An 11,524-nucleotide genomic window follows, 5' to 3' on the forward strand; every position below is an offset into this window, starting at 1 on the left:
TTCACACTGGTGGTTTTGATTATTGAGCTTCAGCATCCTTCTGTTTCCAGTAATATTCACTAAAAACTTCTGAAAATGCATCCATCGCATGATTCAGCTCTTCACGATTATTATCAACACCGCCTGCTTCAAGAAGAATCGCTCTTTCCGACAAATCCTGATTGTAGACACCGTTTCCGACGCTGAAGTCTTTCCTAAGAACACCGCGGCTTAAACCTGGGTATTTTTCTTCCAAAGCTTTATTGAGGTCCTCAGCTAGCTTTAAGTTTTTCTCAAAGTTCTTGTTTTCCTCACCGACTACGAAAAATAGGCGGGCATAGCGTTTTCCGTTAATTTCTATCGTTGTCGTATCTCTTCTTTTATCATCTCTGTGAATATCGATTAAATAAGACAAGTCTTCATTGAAGTCCATTGCTTCTGCTACAAAGTCACGAGCACGCGTATAGGAATGGTTATAATTCAATCCTTTGCTGTGCAGCGCTTCGGTCATATTTGTTTTATTATGGTCCACGCCTATGCCTTCATCATGCAGGTTGTCCTGTAATTTTCTTCCTACAGAAATAATATTATATTTTTCATCATTACTAATCGCGTCATTTGGTACCTCGCCATTTTTTATAAACGGCAAGTATGATTCCCAGCTATGAGAATGATAAATATACACAGTTTTATTTTCAGGCGGCTTTACTGGATCTTTATTGTCTTTTTCCTCGGATTCATTTTCCTCATCTGGCGGGACGGTTTCACGGTCTTTCAGCAATTCTTCCATCGGCTGAGGGGACTCGATTGGCAAGGTTGTATAGTCCGTACCTTGGCCGGCAATATGAATCTTCGTATCAAAGAAAGAAAATAACGGCAATTCACGGCCTAAAAATGTGCGAGGATCCTCAGGCGTCACACTCGTGGCAAATTTAAAAGCCATATCAGAAACAGAAATTTCTTCGATATCTTTTTCATTTACAAAGCTATGATTGGCGCTTTTTAATAGATGCAGATAGATTGAATTTGACTGTGGCTCGTTAATAACAGAACTAGCAATATCAGAAGACATTTTTACTGTGAATAGGGCGATACCGCTGGCAATGACAATACAGGCGAGAGTAAAAGTGATCACGGTAGTGTTTATAAAGAGAAACAATTGATAGCCCTGTGATTTTTGCATATCATCCATCCTTTCTATTAAAATGCATATGAAGAAAAGAAGAGAGATATGACAAATCTCTAATCTATTAATATGTTTTTTAGAAAAGAGTATATTGGTAGGAAAGGGAGGAGTAAATGGTAGGGTGCTGAAGTTACAGTTTGTGTAACTGGAATTTATATTGGGAGGAAATTGAACATCGAGATCGTGTAGTTCAGCAGAATAGCCATAGAAAGTGAAACTAGAACCAAAATGGGGTGCAGGTAAGTAGAAAATGGTCATAGAAAGTAAAACTGAAACCAAAATGGGGTACAGGTAAGTAGAAAACGGTCATAGAGTATGCAACTGAAACCAAAATGGGGTGCAGGTGAGCAGAAAACGGTCATAGAGTATGCAACTAGAACCAAAATGGGGTGTAGGTGAGCAGAAAACGGTCATAGATAGTAAAACTGAATCCAAAAATAGTTGTAGCCCAGCTTCGCTAAATTGATTGTAACAGAATCACATAACACAAAAAAACCGCTAGCAAGCAAATAAAAAAACAGCGAAAGCATTATACTTCCGCTGCCAAAATGATTTACTTATCTTCCTTTAACCCTTTACCCATGCCTCGTAAGAAGTGAATGCCGAATCCAATTGCTCGATTGATATCGGGATCGTTCAATACTTTGACAAGGTTCATTACGCCAATTTTATGCTCTGATTCAAGGAAGCTTTTCCCTTCGTCAATGCCAGACATTGCACTTTTAATCAGTTTGGTTGTTTGTTCAGCATCTGCTTCCATTAAGGCAGCTGTGGCACCCATCAACGTGTTGATTAAATTTGTCACGGGCTCTCTGGAAACTTGTCCTAGAGCTATTTTGGCAATTTCTTCTTTGCCTTTTAGCATGGAGTTTGTTGCTTGCAGAATTCCTGAGTCATTAAGCTCGCCAAGAATTTTAAACAAGTTATTAATTGTGTCCTCGTTCTCTGAAACAAGGGTTTTTAGTTCATCGATTTTTTGCTGTTTTATTTTTTCTTCATCAATTTCGCGATAAATTTCCGTAATAGGAGCTGCCATTTGTTCTCATCCTCCAATTATTGATCCGTTAAGTGAACGTAGCCAGGTCGAGCCCATTTGCGCTGTACTTCCACACCGTTTTGCGGGTTGCGTTTTTTGTTGCGCGGGTTCGTTTTAGGTAATGGTCTTTCTCCGCCGTTGTTGTTGTTTAAGATTTCCATGCGTACCATCGTTTGTTTGTAAGCTGGTGTACGCGTGCGTGAATCATATAAAGGACCGGTTAAGAAGTTGATTGCTGAGTCTTTATCTACTGAGTTCATTGGCAGATACAGTTCGTTATTCTTAACACGATCAGTAACTAGAACATTTAGTTTTACTGCACCAAATGGAGAAACAAGGCGAACGAGCGTACCATCTTGCAGGCCGCGTTCCTCAGCAAGACTTTCAGATACTTCAACAAATACGTCAGGAACTTTAGAGTTTAGACCGTTTGATTTGTTCGTCATATTCCCTTCATGGAAATGCTCCAGCATACGACCGTTATTAATATGAAGATCGTATTCTTCAGGGAAGCTAGCAGGTTCTACCCAATCAGATAACGCAAAACGAGCTTTTTTATCTGGGAAGTTGAATCCGTCTGTATAAAGAAGCGGAGTGCTTTCACCATCATGGCTTCCCCAGAAGAAGCTGTTCCAACCTTCAAGCACATCGTAGTTTGCTCCGCCAAATAATGGCGATAGGCTCGCCATTTCACCGAAGATTTCGCTAGGGTGAGTGTAGTTCCAATTCGCTCCTAAGCGATTCGCAACTTCTTGAATAATCCACCAGTCTGGTTTTGAGTCACCTAATGTAGGCAATGCTTGATATAGTCTTTGTACACGGCGCTCTGTATTCGTAAATGTTCCATCTTTTTCTAGTGAAGGAGCCGCAGGTAAAACAACATCTGCATATTGAGCTGTTCTAGATAGGAAAATATCTTGAACAACAAAGAAGTCAAGACCAGACAGGACTTTATGAACATGATTAGCATCAGCGTCAACTAGAGCCATATCTTCACCTACTAGGTACATCGCTTTCATATCGCCTTTTTCAATTGCTTCAAGCATTTGGATGTTATCCATTCCTGGTTTGCCATCAATTTTTACACCGTAAGCTTTTTCAAATTTCGCACGTGCGACATCATCTGTAATATGCTGATATCCAGGCAACCACGTCGGAAGGGTACCCATGTCACAAGCACCTTGAACATTATTATGTCCGCGCAGTGGATAGGCTCCAGCACCAGGGCGGCGATAGTTACCAGTTGCAAGCAATAAGTTCGAAATCGCAGCTGATGTATCAGATCCACCAGTGTTTTGCGTTACACCCATACCCCAAAGTACGCAAGTTCCGTCTGCATCGCGAATCATCTCAGCGATGTTGATGATTGTTTCTTTTGATAGGCCAGTTGTTTCTACAGCATAGTCTAACGTATATTTATCAAGTACTTCTTTGAAATCATTAAAGTAGTTGACGTTTTCCTTAATGAATGCTTCATCATGCCAACCTTGGTCAATCATATATTTTGTTACTGCCATTAACCATACTTGGTCCGTACCTTGACGAGGGCTAACGAATAAATCTGAACGCTCCGCCATCTCGTTTTTACGTAAATCTGCAACGATTAATTTTTGGCCATGAAGCTTGTGAGCACGTTTCACTCGTGTTGCTAATACCGGGTGACCTTCAGCAGGGTTCGCACCGACAATAATGACGAGGCCAGCTTCAGAAATATCTTTAATCGTACCAGCGTCTCCACCCATTCCAACCGTACGGAATAATCCATCAGTGGCTGGTGATTGACAATAACGAGAGCAGTTATCGATGTTATTTGTTTCGAAGACCTGGCGAGCCATTTTTTGAATGACATAGTTATCTTCATTCGTTATTTTCGAAGATGAAATGAAACCGATGGAATCTTTTCCATGCGCTTGTTTAATGCTGCCTAGTTTGCTTGCAACAAGATCAAGCGCTTCATCCCAGCTAGATTCTACAAATCTGCCATCTTTGCGGATAAGCGGTTTTGTAATACGTTCTTCTGAATTAACAAAATCCCAGCCGAATTTACCTTTCACACAAGTTGAAATGGCATTAACTGGTGCGTCATGGCTTGGCTGAACTTTAAGAATTTTGCGATCCTTTGTCCATACTTCAAATGAGCAGCCGACTCCGCAGAAAGTGCATACCGTTTTCGTTTTTTCAGTGCGAGTATCGCGCATCGCTGCTTCCACTTCTGATACGGCAAAAATGCCGCTGTAGCTTGGTTCTACTTCTTTAACAAGGTCAATCATCGGAGTGAGCAATTCGTCACCCATATTTGTCATAAAGCCTGCTTCGCCAATCATTGATTTTTCCATTAATGCATTACATGGACAAATCGTCACACATTGGCCACAAGAAACACATGATGAGTCATTGATAGATGTATCTTTATCCCAAATAACGCGAGGACGTTCGCGTTCCCAGTCGATTGTCAAAGTTTCGTTGACTTGGAGATTTTGACAAACCTCTACACATTGGCCGCATGCAATACATTGATTCGGGTCATAGCGGTAGAAAGGATGGGACATATCGACTGCACTTTTATCTTCTTTAGGTGTGTACGGATATTTTTGATGTTCAATTTCCATCATTTCGGCAGTATTATGTAGTTTGCAATTGCCGTTATTGTTATCGCATACAGTACAATAAAGAAGATGGTTTTCTAAGATGCGGTCCATTGCTTCAGTTTGCGCTTCTTTTGCCCGTCCTGAATCCAAGCTAATGCTCATCCCGTTTTCAGCCACAGTAGAACAAGAACGGACTAGCTTTCCGTCTACTTCTACAATGCAAGTGTCACAAGTTTGAATCGGATCCACTTCTGGAACGTAACAAATTTGTGGATGTGCAATTTCATTTTCATTAATGATTTCTAGAATGGTCTTTCCAGTAATACCTTCGTATTCCATCCCGTTAATTTTAATATTCACACTGGAAGTCATTTCATTTCCCCCTTAAAACTCTTTAAAGCAAAAAAAATCCACCATGCTTACACTTGTCCCATTAAATGGGAAATGTGTAACACATGGTGGAGTAGTTTAATAACAACACTTGCTATTATACCAATCCAAACCATTTTAGGTTTGCTTCTGAAAAGATAGAATCATAACAATCATTTATTACAGTTCCAACTATTCCATTTGCTATTATAGCCCTAAATTTTAAAAGAAACAACCATAGATTGCAAGAATAATTTGTTAATATGAAAAAAGTATACAAGTTTATTCAAACGATTCCCACTTTTATTTTCATTTAAATTGTACTATGATAAAACAATTGAAACTGATACTTTTGCAGGGGGTAATAGGGGATGTCAAAAGTGGTTCATGAGTTTAACGATATTATTAGGAAGTTGAGGAAGGATCTTTTCGGAAAGGGGCCGGAAAAAATCCATACTGTATTTGTAGAGAATATGGCTGTATCGACTTTGTATGGAAATTTGACACCAACGGAACAGTTTATCTCAAGAACACCGGATGGAAAAGAAATGGTACATGCAGCAAGGACGCGCATGATTCAAGATGTTTATGCTCAATCAACTCCAGAGGGGATGGAGGAGCTGGTTGGCGCAAAACTTATGCACCTTTTTTCAGATATTAAGGTGGAGGAGAACATGGCAGTATCGGTCTTTGTGTTTGATAGGAATATTATAGACTAGTAGGTAGAAGGAGCCGCTACAATGAAAGAGATAGAGACGACACGGGAAATTATACGAATATCTCATGATTCAGTTGAACGAAAGGAAGATACGATTGTCACTGAATATGCGGTGACAGTCAAACTGAACGCGCAGGAATTTGTGACAATGGTCTGCAGTCCTGAATATATCGAGGATATGGTTATCGGTTACTTGGCATCAGAAGGCATCATTAAATCCTACAATGACATCAAGGATATTTGGATGCAGGAAAAGGATGGATTTGTCCATGTTACTACAGATAAAACCAATCCATATTATCAAAACTTCCAAAATAAGCGCTATATTACTTCATGCTGCGGCATGAGCAGACAGGGCTTTGTGTTTGTGAATGATGCTTTAACAGCTAAGAAAATGAAAGAAATTAAAATTACGCTTACACCGAATGAATGTTTTTCTCTAATGAACGAATTACAGGAGTCAGCAACAGTTTTCAAGCAAACTGGTGGAGTACATAGTGCGGCTTTATGTGATAAAAATGGAATAATTTTAAGCAGAATGGATATCGGCAGGCATAATGCATTGGATAAAATCTATGGCTATAGTTTGAAAAATGGCATTTCGATGGATGGGAAAATTATTGTGTTTACCGGCCGTATCTCTTCAGAAATTTTATTGAAGGTAGCTAAAATAGGCTGTGAGATGATTCTATCTAAATCTGCTCCAACAGAGTTTGCACTGCAGTCTGCGGAGGAGCTGGGAATTACAACAGTTGGATTTATTAGAAACGAAGCAATGAATATTTACACATGTCCAGATAGAATTATTTTTTCATAAAGGGAGTAGCCAAGGTTGGATTTTTTTGATAGGATATATTTTGCACATTAGCTAAATGGAAATAATGCAAGCGTTGTCTTATTTCTATTTTTAACAAATTCATGATGGCTGATTTCCTTGTAGGGGATTGCAAGGGTATTAGGCAGCATTCAAACTGACCTGCAAATGTAGGTTTATTTGAGTGTTGCCTTTTTTATTTGGCTTTTTTCTGAAGGTTTGCTGTTGCTAAGGCACTAGCTTAAGCGAAGAGCAATAAAGCAACGGATAATATTGAAACAAACTGTATGAGAAGAGCCTTATTTTGAGGGGGATGGAAAGAATGGCATTTAGTAAGCCACAGGAAATTATGGAACAATCGATTAACGCTGGAGTAGCAAAGACGAAGATACCTTTGCCAGCGCTGCTGATCCTTGGATTTTTAGGAGGAGCCTTTATTTCATTAGGATTTTTATTGGATATAAGAGTGATTGGAAATCTGCCTGCAGAGTGGGGGAGCTTTGGAACGTTTATTGGAGCAGCCGTGTTTCCAATTGGCCTAATACTCGTTATACTTGCAGGCGGGGAGTTAATAACCGGCAATATGATGTCAGTATCAATGGCTTTATTTTCTAAAAGAATTTCATTGATGCAGCTGGCTACTAATTGGTTTTGGGTACTGCTTTCAAACTTTGTCGGCGCTTTATTTGTAGCTTACTTTTTCGGGCATATTGTCGGTTTGACAGAGACAGGTCCATTTTTAGATAAAACGGTTGCAATGGCAGGCGCAAAGATTGATGATACTTTTATGCAAACGTTAATTTCAGCGATTGGCTGCAACTGGCTTGTTTGCTTAGCAGTCTGGTTATCCTATGGAGCACATGATTTTGCTGGAAAAATACTGGCTATTTGGTTCCCGATTATGGCTTTTGTGGCAATTGGATTCCAGCACGTTGTGGCAAATATGTTTTTAATACCTGCAGCCATTTTTGCAGGATCATATACTTGGATGGACTTTATTGGAAACATCATTCCGGCATTTATCGGCAATGTGATTGGCGGCGCTATATTTGTTGGTTTGGCCTATTTTATGTCCTACGAGAAGAAAGATAATCAAGAAGTACAATTAAAAAAAGTTTCGTGAATTTAGCACTTTTTGCTTGTCCACACATAAAATAAGTCATTAGTGATTATTGGATGTGATGGTATGGAAAAATTTTATTGTGACCATTGTAAAATGCTTTACAATGAAGAAGGAGTTTGCCAAAAGTGCGGAACGGCAGCAGGGAAAAAGATTATTATTAAAGTGCAGCGACAGGAAAAAAACGTTTCAGATAGCAATTGGAAAAGATTTAGTAATGAATAAAGTGATGAAATATTTTATCATTTAATTGCACAGCAACTCCTTCAAAACATTCGAGCTGAATGAAAGAGACAATCTTTCATTCAGCTTTTTTTTTGGTGTTTTTTCAATGGGTGAGTTAATCGTTTATCTGTGTTTATTCCAATCGTTGGCAGGGAAGTAGTTTGTGTAAAGTAATTACATTCGACAGATTACGTATATTTTCCATTGTAATGGAAAAATTAACCTTATCATAACGAAGGAGAGAGCTTCCTATGCCATCTATCATTTCAATCGCCGAGGCACCCCCTGAACATATTTTAAAGCAAGATGAAGTGGTTCAGTTTGCTAAGGATTTATTTTCAGAATCATTTAAAGATATTAATCGATTGCTAAAGGTTTTTCAAAATGGACAAATTGAAAAAAGGCATTTCGCGAAAAATCTGGATTGGTTTAAATCAGATAAGACATTTGCAGAAAAAAATGATGCGTTCATAGATATTGGCATAAAGCTAGGAACAGAAGCAATAGACAAATGTTTATCTAGCAGTACTTTTTTAAATGAAACTGTCCCATACGAAGAAATTGATGCAATCTTTACAATTACTAGTTCAGGACTGGCAACACCAAGCTTAGAAGCTCGGATCATGAATATCCTTCCCTTTTCAGAGCAAACAAAGAGAATCCCGATTTGGGGGCTGGGCTGTGCAGGAGGCGCTTCTGGATTATCAAGGGCATATGAGTATTGCCTTGCTTATCCGAAGGCAAAGGTTCTTGTTTTATCTGTGGAGCTTTGCAGTTTAACTTTTCAACGAAATGACCGTTCAAAAAGTAATTTAATTGGCTCCTCTTTATTTGCTGACGGAGTGGCATGTGCGCTTATTGCCGGGGATGACAGCGATTATCGTCAATATAAAAAAATGAAGGCTGTTCCTAATATTATAGCTACCCAATCAACGACAATGAAGGATTCGCTGGATGTCATGGGCTGGGATGTAAGGAATGACGGGCTATATGTTATTTTTTCAAAAGACATCCCGACAATCATTGAAGGATGGTTAAAACCGAATGTTTCAAAGTTTTTGGCTGAACAGGAAGTAGACATGAGTCAAATTGAACATTTTATTGCTCATCCCGGAGGAAAAAAGGTGATTGAAGCCTATCAAAAGTCTTTGCAGTTTGATGAACAAATGACACATATATCTTTAGAAGTTTTGAGGGGATTTGGAAATATGTCATCTGCCACAATATTATATGTTTTAAGAAGGTTTATGGAAATGGCAGGTGCTGGAGAAACAGGTTTAGCTACTGCACTTGGACCTGGGTTTAGTTCAGAATTATTGCTGATGAAATGGGAGTGAGCGTATGTTTTTCTCTTTATTATTAGTTTTTGTGATTGCGCAGCGAATGGTGGAATTGTATATTGCGCGCAGAAATGAAAAATGGATGAAAAGCCGCGGTGCGCTAGAGTTTGGCCAAAACCATTACCCTTTGATTGTAATGGTTCATTCACTCTTTTTTATTGTATTAATCATCGAGGTCGCTTTTTTTGAAAAACAGCCGTCCCCTTATTGGCCCTTTCTGCTATTTTTATTTGCTTTGACACAGGCGGGAAGATTTTGGGCATTGGCTTCACTAGGAAAGTTCTGGAATACAAAGATCATTGTTCTTCCACATGCCGATGTTGTCAAAAAGGGACCTTATCGTTGGTTAAAACATCCGAATTACCTGATTGTTGCACTTGAATTTATTGTCATACCATTAGTGTTTCAAGCCTATTATACAGCGGTTGTCTTTACTATGCTAAATATTGTCATCATGTCAATCAGAATCCCGGCGGAAGAGGACGCTTTAAAACAATTAACAGCATATGAAGAGGCTTTTCCGAATGAGAAGTCAAATAAAGAAATCGGAAAAATATAAAAAAATAAGTGGACAACATTGAAAATCATTCTCGATTATGGTAATCTAATTGAAGATGATAGTTATTCTCAATTAATTAACGAAAGGTGTTGTTGCAAAATGGCGGCTCTATTCGTCATTGGCACGGTCGCAGTTTATGGCGTCGTAATGAAGCATGTCCTCAATAATGTGACAAAACCACAAGCAAGATAATAATCCCGTTTACCCCCTTATTACATATCAAAAGAAGCGCGAACGAGTGGCTTCTTTTTTTTGTCCTTTTACGCAGCTAACTTCGTGTTTATATGAGTCGGCAGAACAGAAAACAAAAGGCGCATGTCTAATATTGTGTAGATAAGGTAGGTAGATGAATCTTATATCCGTTAAGGTTAACCATATGCAGGTTTTTTTTGAAAATATATACATATATAGTTAATTAATATTATAATAGTGAAGATTAAAATATTATTAATGGAGAGAATGATTTATATGAAAAAGAATTTTTCTATTATTTTAGCATTAACATTAATTTTTTCATAATTAGCTCCAAATTATGCTTCAGTATTAGCGGCATCAAATGAAAATGAAGTTGAAGTTGTGGTCGAAAATGAAGATGATTTTTTATATGATATTGGATATGAAGACAATTCTATAGATGAATTTTATGGTCAAAATCAAATTGATTACATACCTGAAACTAATGGACAAGTTGTTCAACCAATGTTTGCTCCTGTTCTTGGATTAATTCTTAGAACTGTTATAGTAAATGATAAAAATGGGAAAAAGGTTTCTATTCATTATTTTCAAAGTAAATCAGGTTTAGTATATGATGTTAAAGTCAAAAGTGGTTGGAGTGTTAAATAGTTTATGGATCAATTATTATTAAATGCTACAAGCAAAGAAGAATTAGAAAAAATACTACTTTTAAATGTTGTAGGATTGATTGAAGGAATAAATGAAAATTCAATAACAATAGAAGAAGCTGAAAAAGTTTTATTTAGCCCTTATATAATGAAATTAGTAGACTCTATGGGAATTTCAAAAGAAGTATTAGAAGTTATACATTTAGGAACGGAATTAGAAGATGTAGAAAGTTTAATACCTGAAAAATTACCTGAAAGTTTAATAGAAATTAAAGAAAAAAGTATTAATTTATTAGAAAAAAGAAAAGAACATAAATTTCAAGATAAAGTAATAAAAAAATATTAAAATAATCTAATAATGAGTTTTCTAAAGAGCCCTTAAAAAGCCTGTATGGATTTTTAAGGGCTCTTTTTTGTTTTTTGAATTTAAATAAGAGGTACGGACAGCAAAACGGAAATATTGTACGTTAAGACTGGAACCATTGATATAAAAGGAATGTTCTAGTAAATAGTAATACCAAATAGCCCTATTTTAAGGGCTATTTTTTTATGTTTTTCGTAGTTATCAGATCTGATAATTAAAGTTATCAAATCTGATAACTACAAAAACGAGTAAAAACCCTTGATATAATAATATTTTTTACTAGTTTAATAGTAATTTTACTCTCACTCTCTAATAAAGGGCTTTTCTCCATGCAAGGTTCGGGTAGTATTTTTCGGAAAGATCACCGAAAAATCTCCACCCTTT

General features: G+C 37.5%; 11 protein-coding genes. 8 read left to right on the forward strand and 3 right to left on the reverse strand.

Translation table 11 applies throughout. From position 1 onward, the window contains the following. Positions 1 to 19: 19 nt before the first annotated feature. The 3 genes from spoIIP to fdhF form a co-directional block, all read right to left on the reverse strand. A complete protein-coding gene (spoIIP, locus tag CWS20_RS07910) occupies positions 20 to 1,162 on the reverse strand; it encodes a stage II sporulation protein P (RefSeq protein WP_066200435.1) in 1,143 nt (380 codons plus the stop codon). Between the two features lie 556 nt (positions 1,163 to 1,718). Then, positions 1,719 to 2,201 carry a helical membrane plugin domain-containing protein gene (locus CWS20_RS07915; protein ID WP_066200432.1) on the reverse strand — a complete coding sequence of 161 codons (483 nt, stop codon included), beginning with the start codon at positions 2,199 to 2,201 and terminating at the stop codon, positions 1,719 to 1,721. Between the two features lie 17 nt (positions 2,202 to 2,218). Beyond that, positions 2,219 to 5,161 carry a formate dehydrogenase subunit alpha gene (fdhF, locus tag CWS20_RS07920; protein ID WP_066200429.1) on the reverse strand — a complete coding sequence of 981 codons (2,943 nt, stop codon included), beginning with the start codon at positions 5,159 to 5,161 and terminating at the stop codon, positions 2,219 to 2,221. Positions 5,162 to 5,529: 368 nt separating this feature from the next. On the opposite strand from fdhF, the gene CWS20_RS07925 reads away from it, so the two are divergent. From CWS20_RS07925 to CWS20_RS07955, 8 genes are all read left to right on the forward strand, one after another. Next, on the forward strand, positions 5,530 to 5,877 hold the full coding sequence (locus tag CWS20_RS07925) for a Na-translocating system protein MpsC family protein (RefSeq protein WP_066200425.1): 348 nt from the start codon (positions 5,530 to 5,532) through the stop codon (positions 5,875 to 5,877). A 21-nt stretch (positions 5,878 to 5,898) separates the two neighbouring features. Continuing rightward, the gene (gene fdhD, locus CWS20_RS07930) at positions 5,899 to 6,693 is read left to right on the forward strand and encodes a formate dehydrogenase accessory sulfurtransferase FdhD (protein WP_066200422.1); all 795 of its coding nucleotides are present in this window, start codon (positions 5,899 to 5,901) and stop codon (positions 6,691 to 6,693) included. Positions 6,694 to 7,012: 319 nt separating this feature from the next. Beyond that, positions 7,013 to 7,813, forward strand: a complete 801-nt coding sequence (locus tag CWS20_RS07935) for a formate/nitrite transporter family protein (protein WP_066200420.1) — start codon at positions 7,013 to 7,015, stop codon at positions 7,811 to 7,813. Positions 7,814 to 7,876: 63 nt separating this feature from the next. Further along, on the forward strand, positions 7,877 to 8,035 hold the full coding sequence (locus tag CWS20_RS28375; protein ID WP_162840985.1) for a hypothetical protein: 159 nt from the start codon (positions 7,877 to 7,879) through the stop codon (positions 8,033 to 8,035). A 251-nt stretch (positions 8,036 to 8,286) separates the two neighbouring features. Then, on the forward strand, positions 8,287 to 9,372 hold the full coding sequence (locus CWS20_RS07940; protein ID WP_066200417.1) for a type III polyketide synthase: 1,086 nt from the start codon (positions 8,287 to 8,289) through the stop codon (positions 9,370 to 9,372). 4 nt (positions 9,373 to 9,376) lie between these two features. Continuing rightward, a complete protein-coding gene (locus CWS20_RS07945) occupies positions 9,377 to 9,934 on the forward strand; it encodes an isoprenylcysteine carboxyl methyltransferase family protein (protein WP_066200415.1) in 558 nt (185 codons plus the stop codon). A 576-nt stretch (positions 9,935 to 10,510) separates the two neighbouring features. After that, positions 10,511 to 10,777 (forward strand): hypothetical protein, encoded by a 267-nt coding sequence (locus tag CWS20_RS07950; RefSeq protein WP_066200413.1) that lies wholly within the window; start codon positions 10,511 to 10,513, stop codon positions 10,775 to 10,777. 3 nt (positions 10,778 to 10,780) lie between these two features. Next, positions 10,781 to 11,122, forward strand: coding sequence for a DUF3969 family protein (locus CWS20_RS07955; RefSeq protein WP_066200410.1), 342 nt, complete (start codon positions 10,781 to 10,783; stop codon positions 11,120 to 11,122). Positions 11,123 to 11,524 lie beyond the last annotated feature (402 nt).

It is taken from the genome of Cytobacillus horneckiae (assembly GCF_002835735.1).
Classification (GTDB): domain Bacteria; phylum Bacillota; class Bacilli; order Bacillales; family Cytobacillaceae; genus Cytobacillus; species Cytobacillus horneckiae.

Bases quoted from the DNA above. Each gene is read 5' to 3' on its own strand.
- spoIIP (WP_066200435.1), bottom strand. From the start codon at position 1,162: ATGCAAAAATCACAGGGCTATCAATTGTTTCTCTTTATAAACACTACC.
- CWS20_RS07915 (WP_066200432.1), bottom strand. From the start codon at position 2,201: ATGGCAGCTCCTATTACGGAAATTTATCGCGAAATTGATGAAGAAAAA.
- fdhF (WP_066200429.1), bottom strand. From the start codon at position 5,161: ATGACTTCCAGTGTGAATATTAAAATTAACGGGATGGAATACGAAGGT.
- CWS20_RS07925 (WP_066200425.1), top strand. From the start codon at position 5,530: ATGTCAAAAGTGGTTCATGAGTTTAACGATATTATTAGGAAGTTGAGG.
- fdhD (WP_066200422.1), top strand. From the start codon at position 5,899: ATGAAAGAGATAGAGACGACACGGGAAATTATACGAATATCTCATGAT.
- CWS20_RS07935 (WP_066200420.1), top strand. From the start codon at position 7,013: ATGGCATTTAGTAAGCCACAGGAAATTATGGAACAATCGATTAACGCT.
- CWS20_RS28375 (WP_162840985.1), top strand. From the start codon at position 7,877: ATGGAAAAATTTTATTGTGACCATTGTAAAATGCTTTACAATGAAGAA.
- CWS20_RS07940 (WP_066200417.1), top strand. From the start codon at position 8,287: ATGCCATCTATCATTTCAATCGCCGAGGCACCCCCTGAACATATTTTA.
- CWS20_RS07945 (WP_066200415.1), top strand. From the start codon at position 9,377: ATGTTTTTCTCTTTATTATTAGTTTTTGTGATTGCGCAGCGAATGGTG.
- CWS20_RS07955 (WP_066200410.1), top strand. From the start codon at position 10,781: ATGGATCAATTATTATTAAATGCTACAAGCAAAGAAGAATTAGAAAAA.